The following is a 24,199-nucleotide window of genomic DNA, read 5'->3' as shown; positions in this document are numbered from 1 at the left end:
ATCGCCATGCGTGTTCTTCCCTCCGCTCCCGTCACCTGCTTCGTGTGTGGCTCCACCTTCACCGTCCAGAACCGGATGGAGATGAAGGACGGACAGGCGGACGTCCACCCGGAGCCTTCCGCGTGCCCCTTCTGTGATGCCCCGCTGCTGGCCATTCCGGAGCTGAACGTGGGCATCGCGAAGGGGATGCTGCTCACGCACGCGGGGGCGCCCGAGGAGAAGAAGGCCTACAGGACGGTGGCGCGATACCTGGAGCAGTTCACGCGGACCGAGGCGGAAGTCGACACGCTGTTGAAGCTGGCGCGGGAGTTCGACTTCGACGCCTGGGAGGCCCTCAACCGGCGGCTGCTCCAGCACGACAAGGACGCGAGCCTGAAGATGGAGCTGAAGTTCATCCCGAAGCTGCGCAAGGAGGCGGAGGACGGTGGCCTCCTCGAGCAATTGCAGCGTGCCGCCGCGCCCGTCAAGGATGCGTACCGTGCCCGGTGGAACCACCACATGGCCATCTTCCGGCAGCGCAAGCCTTCGTGAGGGATGACATGGCCGGGTCCTCGAACAGCGCTCCGGGTACGTGGGCCGGACTCTTCTCCTCCGAGTGGGGCGAGGATGCCCACGCGCGGGAACTCATGAAGCGCTTCAGTGCGATGGCGCTGGCGAAGCCGAACACCCCGGTGACGCACCTGCGGACGCTGGCGGACGTGCTGGCGTCGCTCGTGGTCCTGACGGGGGCCGGGGAGGCCCGCTCGGCGGCGGAGCCCCTGGTGCCACTGTGCGAGCCCGCGCTGGGACAGGCCGGGCGAGCCTTTGATTCGGTGGATCCGCCGCGCGTCGCCATCCAGGTGCTGTCCTTCGTGAACGCGGCGGAGGTGTGCGGGGCCGCTCAGGGGCTGGTGGAGGCCTCGGCCGCGAAGGCCTGGCTGGAGGCCATCGCGGCGTCGGCGAAGAAGCAGGACGACCTGTTGCTCTATCGCTGTGGACTGGTGGCGCTGTGCCTGGGTGAGCCGGCGCTGGCGGCGAAGCTGGTGGGAGGTGGGGAGCTTCCGGCGACGCTGACGCCCGGGGAGCAGTTCGGCTTCAACGTCCAGGGCTTCGTGCGCTACCTGGCGACGGCGATGACGACCGGGGCGCCGTCCGAAGCGGTGCGGCCCGCGTGGGAGTCCTTCGTGGAGGGGTTTCCGAAGAACAAGGCCGCGGAGCGGGCATCGTGGAGCGACCTGCTCTGGGCGGCGCGCGCGTACTTCGTGGGCGTGGAGGGGCGGCCGGTGGCGCGGGTGGGTGAATCGCTGCACGCGCGAGTGAAGCCGGCCTGATGCGCTCCCCTACCCTCGTCGTCCTGCCGGAGCTTTCCTTCGAGCGGATGGACCGGCTGCTGTCGGCGCGCGGCTGGTTCCTCCAGTCCGAGAGCCAGACGCCTCCGCTCATCCCGGGCGAGCCGGAGCTTGCGACGTACGTGAAGGGTCTGGCCGACACGACGATCCACTACTCGTTCAACCCGGTGCTCCACTTGAGAGTGCTTGGCTTCACGGGGCGGGAGGCTGTGGAGGCGTGGGCCACGGTGCGCAAGGAGGTGCCGGTGGCGGATGCGGCGGACGTCGCCGCATGGCTGGCGTCGGCGGAGACGAAGAAGGTGCTGCTGGGGCTGCTCGCGACGGAGACGCTGCGCGAGCGCTCGTCGATGGAGCGCGTGGCGGCGCTGCGCTTCCATCCGGAGTTCAGCGTGTCGCGGACGGCGGAGCGCGTGCTCGCGTCGCTGGTGCCGGATGGGACGGAGGAGGCGTTCGAGCGGCTGAAGGCGGAGAAGGAGGCGCATCCGGACCGGTCCGTGCTGTTCGCGCATCTGCCGGGTGAGGAGCACCGGCGGCAGGTGTTGCGCTGGCTCATCCATGATTACGCGGCGTCCAATCCAGACATCGACGCGGTGCTGAACTCCGCGCTGGTGGACGCGGACGCGGAGGTCCGGGTGACGGCGGTGATGGCGGCGGCTCGGCTTCAAGCGCGGGCGGTGTTGCCGGCGCTGCAAGCGGCGCGGATGCCCACGTCGACCCGGGAGGGTGCGGACCCGAGGGACCGGCGGTTCTATTCGAACCTGCGGGACCTGGTGGTCCAGGTGCTCTCGGGCCGGCCGCTGCCGCCGAAGCGCGAGCGGATGGAGCCGCTGCTGCGCGCGCTGTCCGGGCCCGCGGACGTGAGGGATGACCCGACGCTGCTGCTGTATTCGCTTTCGACGCCGGTGGACCCGGGGCCTCGTCCAGTGGGACTGCCTGAAGCAGTGGTGGAGCGGGAGGGCACCTACCGGCTGCGTCGTTCCGGGTTGGAGGCGCGGTGGGTGCCACCGGTGGAGCACTGGCTGGGGACGGGACCGACGCTGCGGCAGGTGAAGTCACCGGGGTTCTTCGTGGCGCGTGTGCCCGTGAGCCGGGCCGCGGCGGCCTGGGCACTGGCGGCTTCACAGGGGCCTGTGGGCACGGCCGGAGCGGACGCGGAGGAGCCTGTGCCCTGCTCCTTCGCGGAGGCCGAGCAGGTTTGCTCGGCGCTGTCGCGCATTGAAGGCGTGGAGCTGCGGCTGCCCTCCAGTGACGAATGGGAGATGGCGGCCCGTGGACCGGATGGGCGGCTGTTCCCGTGGGGCAATTCCATGCGGGACGACGGCGCTTCGCGGGCTTCGCCCTGGGGCGTGGAGAAGCTCGTGGCTTTGCTTCCGCAGTGGGCTCGGGGAAGCCTGCTGTGTGGCGGGCGGGAGCAGCCGTTGTGCTCCTTGCGCCGAGAGGTGGCGGCGGCCCATGCAGCGGCCGTGCGGTGGGTGCTGGTTCCCTAGCGCTACTTCTTCGGCATCCGGACCTTGGGGTTCGATAGAGTCCGGGGCGCGCTCTTCGCCTTGAAGCTGCCTCCGGCCGCGGCCTTCATCGAGGGCCCCGTGGCCGCGGCTCCCAGTTGAGCGCGGGGGCGGTCGGCCTTGGGCTGCTGCGAGGGCGCGATGGCTTTGTTCATCGCGGGTTTGCGTTCGGGTGGCTTCCGCGTCTGGGGCGTCATCGTCTTCATGGATTGCCTCCTGGAATGCGGCCGGCGGGGATTCCTTCCAGCTTGAGCGACACGCCGGGCGGTGCTGGGACTTCCAGTTCCACCAGGCCTCCCGGGCCGGTGCGGTGCACTTCCGGGCCGATCTCCAGGCGGCAACCCACCGCCGGGCGTCCCGTTTGATCCTGGGCCAGCAGCCTGCGCCGGTCATCGCTCACCACGACCGATGGCCTCCGCAGCGCGACCTGCGCCTGCGCGATGAGGACGCAGCGCTGGCCCTTCACGCTCGCGCGGACCTGGGCGCGGATGCGGGCGACTCCGGGGGCATGGCCTTCGGGTGGTTTCGCGTGGAGCGTGGCCTTGGACGACGGCGGCCCCGGGAGCACAGCTCCTTCCCAGACGGCTTCGAAGCCTTCATCCAATCCCACCGCCGCGAGCGACAACGGCAGTCGAATGGGCTCCGAGCCCACCCAGATTTCCTCCGGCACGACGATGGCCACTTCGGGATCCAGCTGGACGCCGGCGATCCATGACCAACGCTCGGTGAGCTGGTCCGCGAGCCAGCCGGCCTCTTCGGGTGACATGCGCGCCAGGGCGTTCTCCACGTGCGCGGGTTCCGTCAGCCGTTGAAGCGCGGCGGCGCCGTCGTTGAACCTTGCGTTCTCCAACAGGCCGTCGAGCTGGCCCGGGAGGTGTTTCGAGAGGGAACGCAGCAGGTGCCCCAACCGCTGCTTGGGTGGAAGAGCGCTCATCCCCGCCTCCGCCACAGCGCACGGCCGGCCATCCTGAGCCGCAGCCGCTGTTCCGCTTGCTGGAGCGCCTTCGCGTCCTGCGCCGTGATGCGACGGCCGTTCATGAAGAACGCTCGCTCGCTGGTTTCCAGTTCGTAGTCCGGTGACTCCTCTGTCCAGAGGAGTTCTTCAGCCTGTGCTTCCTGTTGGGGCGGGGCTTCGGCTCTCGGTGGAGGAAGCAACGTCTTCACTTCGATGTGCACCGGCCCGGGTGTGGGGCGCCGCACGGTTCCTGCTGGCGTTCGGGTGAACTCTTCGGCCTGTGCGGTGGGAGGCGGAGCTGTCACCGCATCGGGTCGGCCCCGTCGGTCATGACGAGGTGGTCCGAACGCATCCTGGAACGGGGCGGGCTTTCGTGGCTCCGGTGCCTGTGGGTGCTCCGGGGCGCGGCGTGACCTGCTCCGTGGCGTGACCTGAGCAGGCGGCGCCCCAGACTCCATGGGAAGAGCCTGGAGTGGGATGGCGCGCGCGATGCGATGGCGGCGCGTGGGGGACTCAGGGACCCTTGCGCTGACCCTTGGGCGTTCAGTGCTTCTCTCCACGGCAGGCCGCGGCGTCCGCTTTCTTGGTACGTGGGGTGCTTCCACCTGTGTTTCGCCAACAGAGGCGGAGACAGGAGCCTCCGCCTTCACGGGGGGCGCCGTGGTGTCTTCCTGGGAAGGAGCCTGGAGGGCCTGGACTCGAGGACGGCCCGGTCGTGCCTCCGTAACCTTCCGAGTGCGGTCTGGAGCGTCGGCGACCGTGAGAACCACGGGCGCGGGGCGCGGATGGTCCTCAACGACTTCGACGACCGATGAGCGGGGCTCCGGTGGCTCCTTCTCCTTCCGTACCGGCGAGCCTTCGGGTCGCGGGACACGACGGCGAACGGGCGCGACGGTTTCAATCACTGCGGGCATCACGGCGGCCTGAACGGGCAGCCTGTGCTCCGCGGGTGTCACTTCGCGCTGGGTCTGCGGCAACATGGCTCTGAAGCCGGACGGGGTCTTCACCGTGCGGCCTGGCTCCCCTGCCCGCCTCTGGGTTCCTGGCGTTGGCAGGGACGGCGGCAGCGGCGGATCCACCTTGAAGTCTCCGCGCTCTCCCCGCTCCAGGGGATGGAGCACCCGGTCCAGCTCCGCGAGCAGCGCGGCCACCGCGAAGACGTCGTCTCTTGCTTCGCTCATGTCGGCACTCCCAGCCAGGACTTGAGGACCGTGGTCGCGGCCCTCAGCTCCGGGTCCCTCAGCACCGTCTTCGTCACGCCGCCGTCCTGCTCCGTGATGTTCGCCGTGCCCGGATCCAGCTCGATGGGCAGCATCACTCCCGTGGCGAGGCTCGGGCCTCCGAAGCCCTTGAAGTCGCGCCGCAGCGTCACGCCTCGCACCAGTGACTTCGGCAACTGAAGGTCGCGCAGCGTGATGACCACGACCTCTTCATCGTCCTCGCAGCACAGCGGCGTGGGCGTCGTCACCTCGTCGTCCGCTCGGGCCGCTGCTCCTGTGCGCACGTCCACGGTGTCGACAGTGGCCACTCCCTGCCACCACGTGCCTTCGTCGTCCGCTCCGCGCACGAGCAGCAGCTCCCCCGGCCTCGCCACCTGCCCGGACGTGCTCGCCGGCGGGATGCCGTCCAGGAACAGCCGCGTCGCTCCCACCTCCACGGGCGGCAACAGCTTGAACGTCTGTCCCGCGTACGGCGTAGCCACCGCCGGAGGCACCAGCCCCAGCGCACCTCCGCCCTGTCCCAGGATCAGGTTCAGCTTCCCGCCCAGGGCGATGACCTCCTGCACCACGCCGTCCGCTTGCGGTCCCGCCGCCGAGTGCCCGTCCAGCAGCTCCTGTGTCGACACCGACACGGCGCTCCCGTCCACGGACGACCCACTCCGCACCATTCCCGCGACTCCCGGCAGCTTCGCGTCCGTCGCGACGGAGACGTTCAACGGCGCGATGCGCAGCCGCTTCTCCCCGGGCTTCACGTCCCAGCCCAACACCAGCGCCAGCGTGGGCCGGTCTCCTCCCACGTGCGCCACGTGACCTGGCTGCACCTGTCCCAGGTCCACCGTGGGCGTCACGGACAACGTGGTCGCCTGCGTGAGTGCGTCCTTCACGAGCACCACCGGCCCCACCAGCGGTATCCCCGTGGACTGTCCCGCGAGCACCCGCGTCAGGCTGTCGCAGAACGGCTTCAACACCTGCTTCAACATGGGCGTCAGCGCGGCCCGGTTGCGCGCGTCGAACCACCTCTGGCGGAACACCCAGTGGAAGCGCAGCGACCACTCCAGCGTCCGGAGCATCCGCAGCGAACCATCCGGATACGCCAGCCGCGCCGCGACTGCTTCATCCATTCCCTTCCCCGCCTCGATGTCCAACGTCGTCAGCTCGTTGGACAGCTGTCCGGGGATGCCGGGGGAATCCGCTCGCCGCAGCGTGGTCTTCAGCGACGCCAGCCCCGTCACGGACGCAATCACGGTGCGTGGCGGCTGGAGCGCCGTGGCCACCGCGCCGTAGTCCGTCGCCGACGCTTGCAGTGAATCCGCCGCGCGCTGGAGCGCATCCGTCAACTCCGGGGCCGCCCCCTGTTCCTCCAGGGTGGCCTTGGCCTGGAGCAGCGCGTTCCGGTCCGACAGGCACTCGGCCTGTCGAGCCGTGGCCCCCGACGCCACCGGGTCGAAGGCACTGGATGCGGACGAGACGCTCAGCCCGTCCAGCACGCTGCTGAGCGACACCGTCTCCGACGTCGTCTTCAGCTCCGCCCGCCTCGTACCGCGCAGGCCCGTCCACGTCCCCAGCTCCGCGACGCCGCTCTCCGCCGCATCCTTCCGCTGGTCCGTGGTGAAGAGGCCCGCGTCGATGGCGTCGTCCACCGTGCCGCTCGCCGCCAGCGGACCGAAGTCATACGTGGGCACGCGCACCGCCACCTCGCCGCCGTGCTTTTCGTCCCGGAACGCGAACAGCGTCACCGTGCCCGCGAGCGACGCCGCCCCCGTGAGCTTTCCGTCCCCGTCCGCGCCGATGGTGCCCACCGCGAACTCCAGCTCCTCCACTCCCGGCAGGCGGCTCTCCGTCCCCACCAGCGAACCCACGGACACCGACGGCAGCCCTTCCCCCCGGGGCGCCGCGGCCAGGGCCGGTGCCAGCGCGATGCCGACCGCGCGACGGCGGGCCCGCTCGATGACGTTGAACACGGGCAGCAGCGCGCACACCGTCTGGACGTTCGGCGCGTCCTGATCCGCCACGCCGTCCATGCGGTCCAGGAACGCCTCCAGCTGCTTCCAGGCCGCCTGCCACCCGTCCAGCTCCGCGCTCAGGCGCGTCACCGCACTCACGGGCCGCTTCCTTTCTTCGACGGGTCCGGTGCCGGCGGCTGCGGGCTCGCTGGACGCTCGGACGCGCCGGGCCCTCCGAGCCCCAACGCCAGCGACCGCGCTCCCCGGCGCTGGGCGTGCTTCGTGGACAGCATCCCCTCCAGGATCTCCTTCTGCTCCTCCACGTGCTCCTTCGACTGATCCAACACCTCCACCAGCGTGGAGCGGCTGCGCTCGGCGGCGGCCTTCAGCTCCTCCGGTGTGCGGCCCACTGCCTTCACGAACCGTTCGGGCGCCTTCTCCACCGCGTTCACGAACTTGTCCGCCTGCTTCTGGGCCGTCGTCTTCAGGTTGCCCCAGGCGTCCTTCACCTCGTCCGTGCTCGCCTCCAGCACCTGCCCGGCCTCGCTCTCCGCCAACGCCTTCTTCACGTCCTGGAGCGTGAGCTCACCCGACGCGAGGTCCATCGCGGCGGACAGGCCCAGCAGCTCCCAGAGCATCGCGGCCTTCGCCAGGTTGGGTCCCGCCGCCAGCAGGCAGATGCCTCCCACGTAGCCGCCCGGCGGCCGGTTCGCCGCCGTGAGGAAGGCCTCCTTCAGCCCCGCCACGCCGCCCGTCGTGGACACCGGCAGCGCGTACATGCCCGAGGACTTGAGCGCGTTCAAAAGGTCGATGATGGCCTGCACCGCCTGCGCCAGCTTCATCAACACCTGCACCTTGTCCTGCATCGCGGCCGCGAGGCTCCTCAGGAGCGTGGCCAGGTTGTCCACCGACAGGAGCAGGGCCCTCAGCGCCTCCGGGAGGATGAGCAGCTTCTCCAGGTCCGGGAACAGGTCGCGCATGCGCGCGGACTTCCAGTCCGGCTTCACCGACCTGCCGCGCACCCGGCTGCGGCGCGGGTCCAGCGAGCCCTTGGGGTACTTCTCGAACGCCTTCTTGAACGCGCTGATGTTGAGCAGCTTGCCCAGGAGGTACAGCGCCTGCCGGAGCCCATCCAGCGACGGCGCCGCCATCACGATGAACACCGCCTGCACCGGCGCGCCGTCCGTCACCGTCGGGCGTGAGTCGTCCCCGGGGTCATCGAACGACGCGACGAACCGCCCCGCCCAGCGCGCGAAGCCGTCCGGCGTCACGGGCGGGCGCTCCAGCGCGAAGCCCGCCTTGAAGTCCTTGGGGATGTTCGGGATGAAGCCCGTCTCCGCCAGGTTCGTCTCCGTGGGCCCGATGCCCGGCGCGTCCGCGTAGAGGTACGCGCCCGCGTTGAGCAGGTCGTCGATGATGTCCTTGAGCAGCCCGTAGGCCGCGAGGATGAGCGCCCGGAACGGATCCGGCAGCCCCAGGAGGATGGACGCCAGCGCCTGGAGCAGCGCCTGCACGAACTGGAGCACCGCGATGATGATCTTGAGCGGCGGCTTGACGATGCTCACCAGCTGCTCCACCCCCGGCGGCACGCCCACCGCCAGCGGCCGCCACGCGGGCACGGCTCCCGCCTCGGCGCCCTCGGCGTCCGTGCCTTCCGCCTCCTCCAGCGCCTTGGCCAGGTCCTCGCAGCAGGCCTCCAGCGCGCCGTGGAGTTCAGCGATAGCGGCGTCGTTGAACTCGGCCACGCGCGTCCTCCCGGGTGCGTTTCTCCAGTTCCATGAGGCGCTCCAGCCGCTCGGCGTCCTGGGCCACGCCCACCGCCGCCGCCTGGAGCAGCAGGGCCTTCACCTCCTCCAGCCGCTCGCGCAGCACGGACGCCTCCAGCGGCTTCCAGTCGGGAGCCTTCATCGCGTCACCCCACCGGCATGCGCTTGACGAAGCCGAAGTAGGACCAGTCCAGCATCGGCGTCATCGAGGCCCAGACGTCCAGCAGCGGCCCGTACGCGGCCACCGTCATCGGGTTCACCGCCTTGAGGATCTGCGCCAGCATCGTGAAGTGGATGGCCAGCCCGTCCCCCAGCACCATGGGCGAGATGGCGGAGAGGCCGCCCACCTGGCACACGCCCAGCATCGTGTTGATGGACACGTTGCCCGCCAGCGCGTCGATGGAGACCGCGTTGAGGGAGGGGCCCGGCAGGTCCGGCATCGCCGCGGCCACCTTCACCGCCTTGCCCGCGGCCAGGTTCACGTTGCCACCGGACGTGAGGCCATAGCCGCCCACCGCCGTCTCCTGCGACGCGCCGGAGATGATGCGCGTGTGGCTGCCCTGGATGCGGTCCTCGCGCGGGCCGCCCACGATCTCCTTCAGGCCGCTGTCCCCCACCTTGCGCGAGTACCCCGCCACGTCCACCTTCTCCGTCAGCGACCCCGTCACATGCAGGGACACGTTCCCGCCCACGTCGCGGGTGTGGTCGCCGTCCACCGTCTCGTCCTGCTTGCCCGCGACCTCCAGGCGGTCGTCGCCGTCCACCTCCGCGGAGCGGTTGCCCTCGTTCACCGTGCGCTCGTTGCTGATGAGCCGGTCCAACCCTTCCGAGGAGAGGATGACGCGGTTGCCCTGCCGGTCGTGGATCTCCACGCGCGCGGAGTCCGGCCGGTCATCCAGGACGATGTAGTGGCCCGTGGCGGACTTGAGCATCCGCACGCCCGGCACCGCGGACTGGGGCGGGTAGTCGTGCTTGGGAACCTCGCTGGTGTCCGGGGCCACGCGCGCGGTGGAGTCCGGCTGGCCCAGGTCCGCGAGCGCCGGCTGCCCCCACCACATGCCGCTCCAGATGGGCTGGGACAGGTCTCCGCCCTCGAACTCCACCCAGACGCCCGCGCCCACGTCCGGCACCACGAAGAGGCCCTGGTCCGGCCCCGCGTACGGCGTGCACGGCATGGCCCAGCCGGTGGCCACGTCCCCCATCAGGCGCGGCACCACGCACTGGATGCGCCCCAGGTTGAGCGGATCCGACACGTTGGTGACATAGCCCCGGTACTTGCCGAAGTAGCGGTTCTCCGTGCGTTCGATGAGCTGCTGCAGCAGGTGTTCAATCATCGCGCGCTCCCCAGGTCGTCTTCCTCGTCGTACTGACGCACGCCGGAGACGTCCGACAGGTTGATGTAGACGGGTGTGGCGCCGTCCGGCCCGGTGAGGTGGACGACGTCGTCGATGAGCTCCACCACCAGGCCCACGTACACGTGGCCCAGCGTGGTGAAGAGGTAGCAGCGCTGCCCCATGCTGGCTTCGAGCAGCTTGCGCATCACTCCTCCAGCTTCTGCGTCAGCCGCGTGGCCAGCTTCGCGCGCGTGTCCACCCAGAGGCCCACGTCGCGCTGGCGCTCGGAGGCGAGCCTGCGGCGCGCGGCGCGCACCAGGTCCTGGAGCGTCACGGGCACGGCGGGCCCTGGCGGCAGGCGGGAGATGCGCACGTCCAGGGCCTGGAGCACCGCGGCGTCCACGTCCAGCTTCGCGCGCGTGCCGGCCAGGTTCTCCAGCGCCGCGGCCTTCGCGTCGGACGCGTCCGGCGTGGCGGAGAGGGTCACTTCGGGCAGCGACGTGCGCTGGAGGGCGACGCGGCCGCTGAGGGCGAAGGGGTCGGGCATGGGGTGTCCTCGTTACGGGTTGAGCTCCACCACGGCGTCGGCTTCCTGGACGTGCACGCCGGAGGTCGTCGCGTTGCCCACGGCCGCCACGCGCGAGCCGCCCAGGATGATGACGGAGTGGGCATACGGATCCGGCGGCGGCTCCGGCGGGAGGGGCACGATGCCCGCGTCCTGCACCGGCTTGGGGCCGGAGGTGGTGCCCGTGTAGAACGAATCCGCCAGCACCTCGTGCAGCACGGAGACGTTGAGGATGCTCTCCTTCACCGTGGCCGCCGCCGAGTCGATGCCGAGCACGCTCTTGTCCACCAGCTGGAGGGCCTTCTTCGGGTCGCCCTCCGCCGCGGCGAGCACGGAGCGCACCTGGCCCTGCACGTCCTCGGGCCTGTCCGCGTGCATGGCGACGCGGTCCACCAGGTCCCGCAGGGCGCTCGTGGGTGAGTCGTCCTTCGTCACCGCGATGCCGTAGAGCGTCCGTGCCGCGATGTTCACGTCCAGGCTCGCGGGCAGCTTCGAGCGGACATCCTGCATCGTGGGGGCGTCCAGCACGCTCTTGGAGGGGATGCCCACCTGGGGCGGGAGGGGCACCGGTTGGGTGACGAGCTCCGCGAGCAGCGTGGAGAAGGCGTCGCTCGCCACGTCGCGCCGGCGCTGGAGGCCGCCCAGCAGCAGCTGCTGGTCCAGGGGCACGCCCAGGGTGGAGCCTCCGCCCACGGGAATCTGGAGCGTCAGCTTGTCCGCGGGCATCGTCCACTGGGGGCGCAGCACCGGCCGGGGCGGCGTCACCGTCTCCGCGCCCAGCACCACGTTGCCGGTGAACGTCACGGGCGCCCGCTCCACGCGCAGGACGACGACGTTGACCGCGTCCAGGCACTGGCACCGGTTGCCGCTGAACACGGTGGAGTCCGCGCGTCGCAGGTACACCGCGCCCACGCCGCCCTCGCTGCGCAGCTCGTTGCCGGAGATGGCGACGGAGATGACCGCGCCGCCGTTGCCCAACAGCAGCAGCGCGGGCCCGCGCGCGGTGACGTCGTTGCCCTCCACCTGCACGCCGCGCGTCGCCTTCACCACGGGGCGCGGGAGGATGGGGATGGGCCTGCCCAGGAAGTCCACCAGCGGGGGCCGCGGCAGCGCCGCCGACGCCGTGAGGTAGCGCGAGGCCGCCGCGCTGGCGCTCACGGAGGGCGGGAAGTCCGCGGCCGTCACCGTGAGCGCGCGGTTGAGCACCGGCCCCGTCGCGAACTTCTGCTTCAGGGAGCCCAGCTGCACCAGGTCCTCCACGCGAGGCACCGGCGCGAGCGTGGCGATGGCGGACGGCGTGGGCCTGCCTGAGAGACTGCGGCCGTCCGTGCCCGGCTTGGGCACCGGATCCGTGGCGAGGAACGGCACGCGCGACAGCTTCGCCACCAGGTCCACGGGCAGCGTGTCCGTGACGACGAGGACGCCCGCGCCGCCGCCTCCCCCGCCCGCGTGCCGCACGGTGTTGCCTCGCACCACCGTCTCGCCTCGCCAGTCGATGGCCACCTCGTGGAGCACCGCCTGCGGCAGCGCGTTGCCGCTCTCCAGGAAGACGTTGCCCTTCACCACCAGCTCGCCGGAGCCCACGAAGGTGGCCACCGCCTGGCCCAGGCCGGGCTCGCCCGCGGTGGGCAGCCCCGCGCACGCGAAGAGGTGGTTGCCGGAGACCACCGTCACGGACAGGTCCGGCAGGAGCCGCAGCCCCGCCACGGCGCAGCCCTCCAGCCGGTTGCCCTCCACGTCCAGCAGCGAGCCCGGGTCGGTGGGCGCCTCCGTCAGCAGGTGCCCCGCGGCCCCCAGGGCGGTGATGCCCGTGACGGTGTCCCGCACGGTGTTGCCCGAGAGCCGCACGCGGCCCTGCACGCCCGACACGAACAGGCCGTCCGCGGGCGATGGGAAGGTGTCGAAGACGGGGTCCACGAGGTCGCCGGGGTCCGGGGCCTCGCCGCGCGCCAGCTGCTCCAGCGACTTGCGCAGCACGTCCAGGATGCCGTCCAGCTTCGGCATGCCGGTGACGACGGCGACGAGCGACGCGGAGACCTTGTCCGCGCGCTGGCGCAGGTACTCCTGGAGCCGGGCGACGCGCGACGCATCGTCCTCGGCCGGGTCCAGGGCCTGCTCCGCGACGCGCAGCAGGACCGCGGCGGCGTCCAGCTCCGCCGTCACCGCGCTGGACTTGAGGACGGCCTCCGCGGCGGTGGTGGCGGGCTCGTCCACCAGCAGGTGCAGGGCCTGGCTCGCGGGCGCGCCGCCGTTGCCGCTGGTGAGCGCGGTGATGGCGTCGCTCACGCGCTGGAGCGCCAGCGTGCGGAACTTCCCCTGGATGCCCACGATGTCCAGCACGCGGTCGTACTGGGAGAGGTAGAGCTGCAGGGAGCCTTTGAGCACCGGCCCCGGCGCCAGGCCGCGCACCGCCAGCACCAGCGCGCCCAGGGCGGAGACCCAGCGCTCCAGCGGCTCCGCCTTCACCGGCACCGGCGGCAGGGGGATGGGCACCGGGAGCACGTCCAGCGTCTGCACGCGGATGCGGTCCAGGAGTCCTCGCGCGATGGCCACCTGCTCCATGCGTTGCTGCGGCTGGGCGATGGCGTTGAGCACCGCCTGGTGCGCCTGCAACGAGAGCGTGGACAGCTCCGCGTCGCCGCTCACCAGTTCGCCCAGCTGCCCCACCGCGGTGCCGAAGGCGCGCAGCTGCTTCTCCACCGTGTCCTCGGACTCGGCGACGAGGCCCGCCGCCTGCCGGTCCAGGTTCGTGGCGTACAGGCCAATGGTGGCGGTGAGCCCCTGCGCCGCGATGCGCTCGCCGTCCTCCGGCGCGACGTCCGTCGGGGGCAGGACGCCGGTGGTGAAGCCCAGCACCTGCTGGAGCGTGGCGCGCATGCGGTCCACCACCGGCTGCACCTGGCCTCCGGTGCGCTCCACGTCGCGGTAATCCGCCTCCACCTGCGTGGCCAGCGCGGGGTTGAGCTGCTGGAGCTGATCCGTCAGGGCATCCTTGGACTGGCGCAGCTGCACGAGCACGTCCGTGTTGGCCTTCGCGCCCCGGGTGCCCGGCTGGAGCGGCAGCTGTTGCAGCGCGGCCTGGGCGAAGGTGCCGATGATGGTCTTCTTGGGCCCCACCGCCTGGCCGATGACGGGCAGCCGCGCGCGCTGCGCCTGCGCCTCGCGCAGCTGGGCCACCTGGCTCAACGCCGCGGCCAGGGTGACGAGCGCGGTCAGGTTGTCCGGTCCGCCCTGCACGCGGGCCAGGGCCTTGAGCAGACCGTCCTGCGTGTCGGAGGGCAGCCCCTGCACCAGCGAGTCGAAGGCGCCCTTGATGCGGTCCGCCACGCTTGCCACGGCCGCCTTGCCGGACACGGTGGCCAGGTCGAACTGCGCCACCATGTCCCACGCCTGCTGGGACACGGGGTCCGGCGCGGTGAAGCTGGACGCGCGAGCCAGCGATGAGCGCACCGCGTGCGAGGTCTGGGTGTGGTCATTGAAGCCCTGGGCGGTGCGCAGCTCCGCCACGTCGTTCGCCAGGGCGCTGAGGATGGAGTCGGGCACGGTCCCCACGTCCCCCAGCTCCGTCACCACGGTATCGAGCGGGCCGTACAGGCCCCGGCCGATCTTCTGGCGTCCGTCCACGTTCGCGCCCGTGTACCGCAACACCGTGGCGTACATGCCCACCACGGCGCCGTGCACGTCCGCGCGCTCCGGGCGGACGGTGGTGCTGGTGACACTGAGTTGCTGTAGCACCACTGTGATGGGAGGCAGCTTCACCGGCCCTGGCGGCGGCTGCGGCTGGGTCCGCGCCACCGGCGCGTGGACACCGTCCACCTCGTTGTCCTCCACGGTGATGCCGGAGCCAGATACGACGGCGATGCCCGCCGCGCGCACCTCCGCGTCCGGGAGGCCAGGCGCGGCGTAGGCGTCCGTGCGTCCCACCTGGAGCAGCCGGTTGCCGCGCACCTGCGCCTCGTCCACGCCCGCGAGCACCACCGCGCCCCGGAGCGTCAGCCGCTCCAACCAGCGCAGCGCCGCGTCCAGGGGAGCGCGCACGCGGGTCGTGGCGTTGGCGAGCAGCGCCTCCACCAGCGGCCGGGGCCGGGCCCGCGCGTCCGCGCTCAATACGGCCTCCAGGCCCGGGTCCAGGAGGGACAGCGCCTGCGTGGTGTCCTCCTGCGACGGCACGTCCGCGAGCGCCACCTGTTCGAAGCGGTTCTCCTCCACGCGCAGGCGCCCCACCGCGCCGCCCGTGCCCCAGACGCGCACGGCCGCGTCCCCCAGCGCGCGCACCACGTTGCCCCGGATGCGCACGTCGAAGACGGGCTGGGGGCCGCCCAGCAGGATGCCGAAGCCCGGCGTGGACTCGCCGTCGCCTTCGATGCGGTTGTCCACCACCTCCACGTCCGAGGCGGGACGGCCGTTGGATGCGCCGTCATCCAGGCCGTCCCCCACGACGATGCCCGCCACCACGCCCAGCACCGACGCGGCGGGCACGGCCGGCAGGGAGATCCACGACTCGCGCACGCGCAGCGCCCTACCCGCCAGCTGGATGCCCACCTGGAACAGGCCGTCCGACGCGGCGTTGCGGATCTCGTTCCCCACGACGTCCACGCCGTCGCCCGCGACCTGGATGCCCACGGCCGCGCAGCCGAGGATTTGATTGTCCGCCACCACCACGCGGTCCACCGGCCCCGCGAGTCCCCCTTCCGCCAGGTCCTGCACCAGGATGCCCACGTGGAAGCCCTGGATGCGGTTGCCGCGCACCTCCACGCCCGCCAGCCTTCCATCCGCGACGTGGATGCCGGTGGTCGCGTCTCCCAGCGGCTGGAGGCGGTTGTTGGTGATGGCCAGCGAGTCCACGAAGAGGCCCGCGCGAGGGAAGGCCGCGAGGAAGCGCTCCGCGAGGTACGGGGCGTATGGCGCCACCGCGATGCCCGTGGCCGCGCCGACGCGGTTCTCATCGATGACGATGCGCGCGCACGTGCCCGTCACCAGCACGCCCGTCGCTTCCGAGCCGGCCTGGTTCGCCTGGATGAGGCAGCGGCGCAGCGTCACGCCGCTGGAGTCCGCCAGCGTCACCACGCCGTGAGGCAGCGTCGCCAGCGCGTCCAGCAGCGGCTTCGCCTCCGGCACGTCCTCCAGGGGCTGGCCCGGGTGCTGGCGTTGCAGCTTGCGCAGTTGCACCAGCGTGGCCACCACGGAGCCCGCCGCGCGGCCCTGACCGGGGACGAGGATCTTGATGCGGTTGGTGACGACGTCCACGAAGTCGGCTTCGGCGGACGGGTGCTTCACGTCGTCCTCTTCCAGCACGCGGTCGTCGTCCACCTCCACCAGCGGCACGAAGCGCTGGCCGTTCGTCATGGCCACGCTCTTCTTCACGGCCTTCACCGTGGGCTGGAGACCGCCGCCGATGACCACGTCCTCGAAGGGGGCCTCCACGAGTTTGAAGTCCTCGATGCGCAGGTCTCCGTCCAGGCCGCAGCGGTCCACGAAGAAGGCGCCGCCGGAGCCCTGGGTGCGCAGCTCCGTGGCCTCGCCGTCGCCCAGGAGGTGCACGGAGGACAGGTTGCGCAGGAGCACCGGGTGCTCCAGCTTGTAGCGGCCGGCGCGCACGAAGATGGAGCCGCCCTGCCCGCCCAGGCTGTCCACCGCGGCTTGAAGCGCCTCGTCGCCGGTGATGCCTTCGAGCAGGTCCTGGTCCACGTCGCCGAAGCTGCGCACGCCGTCGCCCACCACCACCGTGAAGACGCCCGGGCCGATGACGCGCTCGGAGAGCTCCACCAGCCGGTCGCGCACCTGGGCGAGCGGCAGGTAGCGCGGACGCAGGTCCTCGAACGCGCGTACGGCTCCGCCGGTCACGCGGGCCAGTGGCACGCAGTGGTGCACGGGCCCGTGCACGGGCGCGTCCGTGAGCTGCTCCACCTCGCCGCGAGCCGCGCCGTCCGCCGCGCGCACCCGCACGGTGAAGGACCAGTATTCCGTCGCGCGGCCTTCCGTGTTGGCGAAGGCCAGCGTGATGCCGTCGTCGAAGCGGTAGCGGACGTTGGGCACCAGCAGATCGCCGCCGTCCCAGCGCCGCACCACCGCGCCCTGCTCGGGGCTGAAGGCCCGGCCCAGCGTGCCGCCCACGGGCAGGGGCACGGGGTCGGTGGTGAGCACGGCGCTCGCGTCCGCCAGCTCCAGCTTGCCTGTGTCCGTCTGGACGCCTCGCAGCCTGCGCAGCACTGGCAGGGATGGGCCCTCCGGCTGGAGCCGGGTGACGCGGTCCTCGATGACGACGAGGTCTCCCGCGCGAAGCTTCGCGGCGCTCGCGGGGGAGACCTGGAGCGTCATCGCATCCGCCGCCGCGGGCGCGGTGAGGGGCAGCACCGTGGAGCCGTTGTCGCGCGACCACAGCACCACGGGCCGCGCGCCGCCCCGGAAGAACTCCACGCGGAAGTGGAGGTTGTCGGTGCCCGTGTAGCCCTCGCCCGTGGAGGCGTTCTGCGTGGACAGGCAGCGGTCGCGGCACGGATCCACCGGCTCCGGTGGGAAGCGGTCCGGCAGCGCGCCCTGGGGGATGTTGGTGGTGAGGCGCGCGCCGCTGGTGGGCGTGGGCAGGTCTTCCGCGTCGGTGGCTGACAGGCCCTGGAGCGCGCGCACCTGGGTGACGAGCCGCAGGCGCACGGTGGTGTCCTGCCCGTCCAGCGCGGGCTCCTCCAGGAACGTGTCGTCGTACTGGGTGGTGGTCTGCTCCCAGCAGTCGAGGAAGAGGAAGTGATGTCGGGAGCCGTCCGTGGGCAGCGCCGCCAGCGGAGGTGCCTCTGGCAGGTCCGGCTGCGCGGAGTAGCGCAGGTCCTGCTCCAGGAAGACGCGCACACCGTCGAGCAGCATGCGGCCCGCGCCCGGCAGCGTCCCGTCACCGCCTCGGATGACGACATCCGCGCCCAGCGCCGCGTCCTCCACGCGCAGCGCGCTCACCCATGTGCGCGCCACGGGAGGCAGGCCCAGCACGCCCCAGGCGCGCAGCTTGGACGGGTCCACGGTCGCGAACGCGGAGACGGGGATGCGCACGTCGTTCCAGCCCGTGGGGCGCTGGCCCAGGCCGGTGGGGAGGACTGTCTCGTTGCCGTCCGTGTCGCTGACGACCACCCGCAGGTCGATGAACTCATCATCGGTGGGTGGCCGCTCGAAGCGCAGGCCGATGACGAGCGCGGAGGCGGTGAAGGGGGTGCCGTCCGAGCGCAACACGGCCGTGAGGTCCAACGGCACGGGCAGCGTGCGGCGCAGCGCGATGTGGCCCCGGCTGCGCACCACGAAGGGCAGCGTCTCCGTGTCGTAGCGGTCCAGGCGCAGCTCGCGCGGGATGGTGCGCTCGTCGTCCGCGGGCAGTCCCTGCCCCGTCCAGCCGAGCACGTTGCGGATGGGGTCCACGAGGTACGTGTCGACGATACGGAAGCCGTCATCGGGTGAGCCCTCGGCGACGTCGGCGGAGCGGCGGCGCGCGTCCACGGTGCGCAGCCGCACCTCCTCGTTCCAGTCGGCGTCGAGGCTCATGCGCCCCATCTGCTGGTAGACGCCGGAGAATCGCCTCGCTTCGTCGAAGCGGGATCTGGAGGTGTACGCTTTCACGGTCATGGTCGGCTCATCCGCATGAGGTCGTCCTGGCTGCGGTCGGCGTGGAAGGGCGTGATGCCAATGGGCATGCTGTCGTCGGTGCGCTCGTACAGTTCGCGCTCGTGGTCGGAGCGTTCGCCGTGGGCGCCGGGGACTCCGCCGCGCTCGGAGGCGTGGAGCGCGTCGGGGCCGTTGTTGTCGGCCAGGACGAGGTAGCCCGGGTCCGTCTGCCGGTTCGACTGGAAGGACACGGTGTGCACCCGCGACTGGTGCGACACCGGAGGTTGTCCGCCGCGAGCGTGGAGGCAGTAGCGCAGCCAGCCCAGGTCCGGCCGGTCCGTGCGCACCTCGCCCGCGAAGGCGCAGGAGGACGCCTCCAGCACGCCCGCCTCCATGGCGCCCAGCACGGTGCAGTGCCGCAGGCGCACGCTCGCGCCCGCCGCGCGGATGGCGACGGCGTCGCGGTCTCCCGCGTCGAAGGTGCAGCCCGCGGCGATGAGGTGCACCCAGGGTGGCAGCTCGATGATGCCCACCATGCAGCCGTAGAGGCGCAGCTCCACGTCGGCGGGAGGCAGGGAGCGCCGGGCGCTGATGTCCTGGTGCCCACCGCCGGGCATCCACAGGCCCACCTGTCCGGGAGCGCCCAGGTTGCACCAACGCAGGTCCGCCTGCCCCCGAGCGAGCACCAGGTCCAGCCGCCCCGTGAGCCAAAGCCCCGCGAGCCACACGCGGGTGGCCGAGCTGCCACCGAAGCCCGGGTAGAGCGCCAGCGAAAGGCCATGCTCATCCGCGCCGATGCAAGGCACCGCGCCCGTGTCCGCGGCGAAGAGGGACAGCCCCGCGTCCAGCCCCTGGGACAGGCGCTCCGGAGCCAGGCGCGGAGAACCGATGATCCCCAGCACCGGAGGCGAGATGGAGGGAGCCCCTTCTCCGATGTTCGGGACAACGGGCTGCCCCGGGCCCCCTGCTGTCTGCGGTGGGGGCACGCCGGCGGTGACGCCCAAGGGGCCGCGCCGCGCCTGGCCTTCAGCCGGCAGCACTCCGGAATCGGGTCTTCCCGCGACAGTCGAGCCACCGGGCCGAGCCAGAGCACCAGCCGCCTGCACCGAAGTCGCGCCGGATTGAATCCCTTGTGCGACGGTCGAGACGATGGGCCGCTCCTGACCACCAGCCGCCAGCACTCCGCCCGCGCGCTCCGGGGAGATCCACGCGGTGACAGGGAGGCCCGTGTTGGAGCGGTCTCCAGGTCGGTCCGGTGGGTCGATGAACGGGAAGTCCGGCTCGGCCCACGCGGCGGGAGGACGGCGGTCCGGAGGCAGCAGTCCCGCGCCAATCGAGGCCCCCCGCCCTATCCGGGTGGAGACCGTGACACGACCCACGGGCGCGTCGTCCTGGAGCACGACGCGGCCCAGGCGCGGATCCACCGCGACGATGCCGGAGGCGATGCTCGGAGCAAGCGCCGTCCACGGGCCCAGGCTTCGCTGACGCAGCTTGAATGGATGGCGCCGCAGCCGCCCGGGCACCGAATAGCGCCGGGCGCCACCCGCGACGGAGGCATCCCGCGAGTGGTACGCGCCACCGGGCCGGGAGTCGAGCGGCAGAGGCTGGCCTTCGCGAGGCTCGATGAACACGGCGCCGTCGTTGGCGACGTTGAAGCGCAGGAGTTCATCCGGAAGCAGCGCCAGCGCCGGCAGGAAGGCCAGATAGCCGCGCCCGCCCAGCGAGAAGACAACCTCCGACGCGGGCAGCGGCGCAGGCTCCACGACGAGCACGCGTCCGTCCGCGTACAGCGCTTCCCCCGGAACCGGAGGGTTCGTCCCGGCGGACTCCAGCGGTCCCGCGACCCACGCGCCCTCACCTGCTTTGAGCGTCATCCGGCACGGACGCGTCGTGTCCGCCCAGACCAGCGCCTCCACACCCTCGCTGGTGGTCGTCGCCACGAGCACGCCGGGCAGGTTCGCGGCGATGGGCAGTGGGGCCAGCGGACGCCACGCCGGACTCGCGGACGCCGGGTCGCAGGACATCACCGGCACGGCCAGCTCACCGGTCACGGCCTCGCCCCCCAGGAGCACCAGTCCCTGCGGCGTGCTCAGCAGCGTCGCGGCCTTGCGCTCCTGACGGTTCCGAACCGCATGGGGCCGCCACGGCCCGCCCGTAACTGGCAGCGACCAGAGGTCTCCGGTGGGAGCACCGCCCAGGTCACCGCCGAAGACGAAGAGCCGGCCGCCACGCACGCAAAGGCTGGGGGCCAGACGTGCGGCGGGCTGGCGAGGACTCGACGTGTCCAGCCGCGCTCCCGTCGGCGTCGCGGTGTCCAGGCCCGTGACCGACCACACACCGAGCTTCCCTGTGCCGTCCGGAGCCACCAGCAACAGCGAATCTCCGGCGACAGCCAGGGACATGCCCGGACCATCCGGAGGCAGCGCGCCGCCCAGCTCCACGACCTGCCAGGGTGCACCGTCGGCGCTCGCATCGAAGCGGGCCAGGCGCAGGCTGCCATCCGCGAGGTGTTGCTCGATGCGGGCGACCCATGGCGCACCCGCCAGCTCCACGCGGACGGCATTGCTGCGAGGCGGTCCCTGGCGCAGGCCCACGGTGAGCGTACGCCACGATCCGTCCACATCGCGAAGGCGCGGCTCGCCGCTCAATCGCTCAACGAGCAGCGCCGCGGTGGTGCCGCCCAGGAGCTGGTTCGCTTCGGGACTGACCGTGACGGTGTTCAGAGCATCCGCGACCAGCTCCGTGGACAGCAGCACCGTGTCCGAGTTCTCCCGAGCAGCGAGCAGCGTCAGCCGCCACGAGTCGCCAGGCGAAGGCCGGCCCCGGTCCGCGAACCGGAGCGTGGGAGCGGGCCCCACGGGCGCGGTGGGCAGGGGCCCGCGAAGAAGCGGCAGGGCTTCCGGTCCAACCAACGGAATGCCATCGACGGACACGGTGATGGCACCCGCGCGTTCAGCGGCATCGGCGTCTTCCGCCAGCGAGGTGGGGGTGAGCAGCATCGCCGCCGTGCGTCCGGTGACAAGCGACGGAGGCGCGGGTTCATGGCGGGCGGTGAGGCCACCGGTGAGGTCCGCGCGCTCCAGCGACTTGAGCCAGACCAGGGGGCCATCGCGGTCCAGTGGATCCACGCGAAAGCCCCGGTAGCCGTTGGGCAGGGCATGCACGGTGGAAGGAGCGACCTCCTCCAACTCCACGGGCGTCAGGCGAGCCGTGCGGATGAGCGCGACATCCGGACGCGCCCAGCCGAGCAGGTCCAGCGTGCGAGGCGAAGCGGCGACACGGCCCGCATCCGCGCTCCCCAGCCGGCGCAGGGCCTGATCCAGTGTCTCTCCTGGAGCAACGCCAATGAGCGGGGTCCGCTCCGGGACGCCGTCACGAGGACGCTCGATGCCGGGTGAGCGGCGGGTGAGCGGATCCGCGAGGCCGATGGGATCCCACAACACCGCGCTGCGACCGCGCCACGGCAGCAGGTCATTGAGGTCCTGGGTCTCCAGCAGCGAGCGGAAGGACTCATCCACCTCCGCGTCCCAGAGGCTGGTGACGGAGAGCACCTCCTCCAGCGACGCAAGCGTGCCCTTCCGCCGGCGCCACGCCACCGCGCGAGCCACCACGCCACGCTGCACGCGAGGGTCGTCGGTGAGCAACCGAGCCCCCATGAGTTCCGCGAGCAGCGGCAGTGCCTGGGCCTCCGCGCGCTCCACGAAGTGATCATCCCAGAGCTGTTCCACCGCGCCGCCGAACGCATCCAGCTCCATGCCCAGCACGGCAAGCAGCTTGAGGAACGGCTGGTCCACGATCGTGGAATCCCGAGCCGAGTAGAGGCCGGGCAGCAGCTGGATCAACCGTTGAGAAGGAAGACTCATGGACGCAGCACCTCGCGGGTGCAGCAGCTGTCGTCCCCCTCCGGCGCCACACGGCCAGAACCTGTCCGACAGTCGGACAGGTTTCCGAAGCCCAGCCGAAGCGGAGGCATCCCCCAGCCACGAAGGCTGACGCGCCAGGGCATGGGACGACGACCGGCCAAGCGCATTGACGCGGGGCTCATAGGTCCTGGGCCTCCTCGTAGGTGAGCGCGACGCCGTCGCTTTCGCCGGACGACGGGGCCCATGCGAGCAGCTCTCCAGGAGCGGTGGCGATGCGCTCGAAGAGGGACGGCGGAGTGCCTTCACGATGCAGCCGCTGCACCACCACCGAGCGCAGCCCGCTGATCCCCGCGAGCGCCCCGTAGACGTCCGACAACTGCAGGTCCTGTCCCAGCTCCACCCGGTCCGGATCCAACAGCCCCAGCTCGCGCTCCGGGTCCCGGTCCACGCCCAGCCGCAGGCGCGTCTCCTGGAGCACCGCGACCGGATCCGCGCCCTTCACCACGCGCAGCAGCACCCGCAGCCGTACGTCCACGCGCTGCCGGTTGGTCAGGTGCAGCTCCACTCCCGGCGCGACCCTCGCCGCCAGATGCGCGTGCAGCGCCTCCAGGTCGGACGTCCCCAGTGCCGTTCCCTCCGGCCCCGCCACCACCACCTTCAACGAACGGCGACGCACGCCATCCCGGAACACGTTCGCGCGGTGCACGCCGTCGAACACCCGCGTCAACGCCAGCACGTCCGATAGCGACACCGCCCGGTCCATCGCGCCCACCGTCGCGGGCCCCCGCACGCGCGCCAGCCCGGGTGCCTCCGGATCCGTCCCACCACTCAGCGGCAGCGGATTGAAGGTCTTCTCCACGCAGGGATGCGGGGTCGCCATTGCCAGCAGCCGCAGCGCGGCCCGGTTCCCATCGGTCCCCCGCCCCACCCGGTAGCGGACCCGCACCTCCGCGCCCAGGGGCAACGCTGAACCGTGGTCCTCGCCGCCGAAGCGCAGCCGCGCGGCACCGGCCGGTAGGGACTCCACCGCGAAGGCCAGCTCATCTGGAGCGGCATCCAGCAGCGAGTCCACCGGATGCCACGCACGTCCCCCCACCGTCAGGGACACCTCCGGCCGGCGGCCTCCCGCGCGGCTCGGGTCTCGCAGCCACGTCACCGGCCCATGCAGCAGCGGCGCCGTGCGCAAGTCCCACGCGGGCACGGCGACCTCCTCCACCGTGGAGCCCTCGCTGACGAGCGTGTTGTTGCCCAGCAGCACCACGCCGTCCAAGGCGTACGCGCGCGACAGCGGCGGCTGGAACGTCACCTGCGTCATCGGCGTGCGCTGACCGGGCGGAACCTCCAATCGGACGCGCAGCACACGCAGCGCCTCGCGGTAGATCCGCTCCGTGCCCTTCGCGCCGCCGGGGCCCAGCCGCTCCACGTCCTCGGCGAGCACGAACCAGTCTCCTGGCCGCACCGGAGGCTCCTGCGACGTGAGCCCGGACGCATCCGTCAACGGCAGCAGATAGAGGCTGTCCGTGCCGGACGCCGCCACGCCCAGGGGACGCGCCACGCCCGCCTCCGCGCCAAAGGCGAGGTCCGCCCGGTTCAGCGCCTCGCTGCCCTTCAAGAGGACCAGCTGATCCCGCGCCTCCTGGATGAGGCTGTTCACGAAGGCATCCAGGAACGTGACCATCCGGTCCAGCCGGACCGCGTGCACGGTGGGGTCCTCGTCCGCGCAGGGGGCCAGCGCCTCCTCCAGCGCGGCCAGGGCCTCCGCCTGCCGCTTCTGCAGATTCCGAAGCTGGCGGGCGAGGATCTCCTGCGACTCGGACAGCGCGCCGACAGGGCGGCCCGGCGGAGGCACCGCCTGCGCGACGACCTTCTGGGCCTCGCACAGCTGTTCGCAGAGCGCGTCCAGCGTGCTCTTGCACGCTGCGTCTCCGCCCAGGTCCAGCGTCTTCATCAGCGACGCCAGCTTGCGAGCATCCTGCTTCGCGCGAGCCACCCGCCGCTCCTCCAGCGGACCATGGCGCTGCACCTCGATGCGATCCTGAAGCCCCGCGACTACCGAGCCGGGCCCGAAGATGCCGCCCGAAGGTGCGGGCGCCCCGGGCTCGCCCGCCTCACTGGAGGGAGCACCGGTCCCTCCACCCG

The 24,199-nt window shown here is 71.8% G+C and carries 14 protein-coding genes; 3 read left to right on the top strand and 11 right to left on the bottom strand.

Translation table 11 applies throughout. The features are described from left to right. Positions 1-6 precede the first annotated feature (6 nt). From D7X55_RS07870 to D7X55_RS07855, 3 genes are read left to right on the top strand one after another with little or no spacing between them, the layout of a single operon-like run. Positions 7-531 (top strand): hypothetical protein, encoded by a 525-nt coding sequence (locus D7X55_RS07870; RefSeq protein ID WP_120547722.1) that lies wholly within the window; start codon positions 7-9, stop codon positions 529-531. Between the two features lie 8 nt (positions 532-539). After that, on the top strand, positions 540-1,310 hold the full coding sequence (locus D7X55_RS43280) for a hypothetical protein (RefSeq protein ID WP_158626334.1): 771 nt from the start codon (positions 540-542) through the stop codon (positions 1,308-1,310). Beyond that, positions 1,310-2,815, top strand: coding sequence for an SUMF1/EgtB/PvdO family nonheme iron enzyme (locus D7X55_RS07855; protein ID WP_121722685.1), 1,506 nt, complete (start codon positions 1,310-1,312; stop codon positions 2,813-2,815). Before D7X55_RS43280 ends, D7X55_RS07855 begins: the two co-directional genes overlap by 1 nt. A 2-nt stretch (positions 2,816-2,817) precedes the next feature. Here the strand turns inward: D7X55_RS07855 and D7X55_RS07850 are convergent, their stop codons facing one another. The 11 genes from D7X55_RS07850 to D7X55_RS07795 all read right to left on the bottom strand — a co-directional run. After that, positions 2,818-3,039, bottom strand: a complete 222-nt coding sequence (locus D7X55_RS07850) for a hypothetical protein (RefSeq protein WP_120547725.1) — start codon at positions 3,037-3,039, stop codon at positions 2,818-2,820. Continuing rightward, complete coding sequence (locus D7X55_RS07845; protein WP_147470048.1) at positions 3,036-3,767, bottom strand: hypothetical protein; 732 nt, start codon at positions 3,765-3,767, stop codon at positions 3,036-3,038. The genes D7X55_RS07850 and D7X55_RS07845 overlap by 4 nt, the downstream gene beginning before the upstream one ends. A 1,198-nt stretch (positions 3,768-4,965) precedes the next feature. Then, positions 4,966-7,110 (bottom strand): hypothetical protein, encoded by a 2,145-nt coding sequence (locus D7X55_RS07835; protein ID WP_120547728.1) that lies wholly within the window; start codon positions 7,108-7,110, stop codon positions 4,966-4,968. Next, on the bottom strand, positions 7,107-8,696 hold the full coding sequence (locus tag D7X55_RS07830; RefSeq protein ID WP_121722682.1) for a hypothetical protein: 1,590 nt from the start codon (positions 8,694-8,696) through the stop codon (positions 7,107-7,109). Before D7X55_RS07830 ends, D7X55_RS07835 begins: the two co-directional genes overlap by 4 nt. Then, positions 8,665-8,859, bottom strand: coding sequence for a hypothetical protein (locus D7X55_RS07825; protein WP_120547730.1), 195 nt, complete (start codon positions 8,857-8,859; stop codon positions 8,665-8,667). The genes D7X55_RS07830 and D7X55_RS07825 overlap by 32 nt, the downstream gene beginning before the upstream one ends. Positions 8,860-8,863: 4 nt before the next feature. Next, on the bottom strand, positions 8,864-10,051 hold the full coding sequence (locus tag D7X55_RS07820; protein WP_121722681.1) for a phage baseplate assembly protein V: 1,188 nt from the start codon (positions 10,049-10,051) through the stop codon (positions 8,864-8,866). Next, positions 10,048-10,257 (bottom strand): hypothetical protein, encoded by a 210-nt coding sequence (locus tag D7X55_RS07815; RefSeq protein ID WP_120547732.1) that lies wholly within the window; start codon positions 10,255-10,257, stop codon positions 10,048-10,050. Before D7X55_RS07815 ends, D7X55_RS07820 begins: the two co-directional genes overlap by 4 nt. Next, positions 10,257-10,598: a hypothetical protein gene (locus tag D7X55_RS07810; protein ID WP_121722680.1), complete on the bottom strand. Its 342-nt coding sequence runs from the start codon at positions 10,596-10,598 to the stop codon at positions 10,257-10,259. Before D7X55_RS07810 ends, D7X55_RS07815 begins: the two co-directional genes overlap by 1 nt. Positions 10,599-10,610: 12 nt before the next feature. Beyond that, on the bottom strand, positions 10,611-18,218 hold the full coding sequence (locus D7X55_RS07805) for a right-handed parallel beta-helix repeat-containing protein (protein ID WP_147470047.1): 7,608 nt from the start codon (positions 18,216-18,218) through the stop codon (positions 10,611-10,613). Further along, positions 18,215-22,060 carry a phage tail protein gene (locus D7X55_RS07800; protein WP_121722678.1) on the bottom strand — a complete coding sequence of 1,282 codons (3,846 nt, stop codon included), beginning with the start codon at positions 22,058-22,060 and terminating at the stop codon, positions 18,215-18,217. Before D7X55_RS07800 ends, D7X55_RS07805 begins: the two co-directional genes overlap by 4 nt. A gap of 178 nt (positions 22,061-22,238) precedes the next feature. After that, a partial coding sequence (locus tag D7X55_RS07795; RefSeq protein WP_233609689.1) for a hypothetical protein occupies positions 22,239-24,199 on the bottom strand: 1,961 nt, incomplete at its 5' end.

Origin of the sequence: Corallococcus sp. AB049A, from assembly GCF_003668885.1 — a bacterium.
GTDB lineage: Bacteria > Myxococcota > Myxococcia > Myxococcales > Myxococcaceae > Corallococcus > Corallococcus interemptor.
The sequence above is the reverse complement of the archived record's forward strand: the minus strand, read 5'-3'. Positions and strand labels throughout refer to the sequence as shown.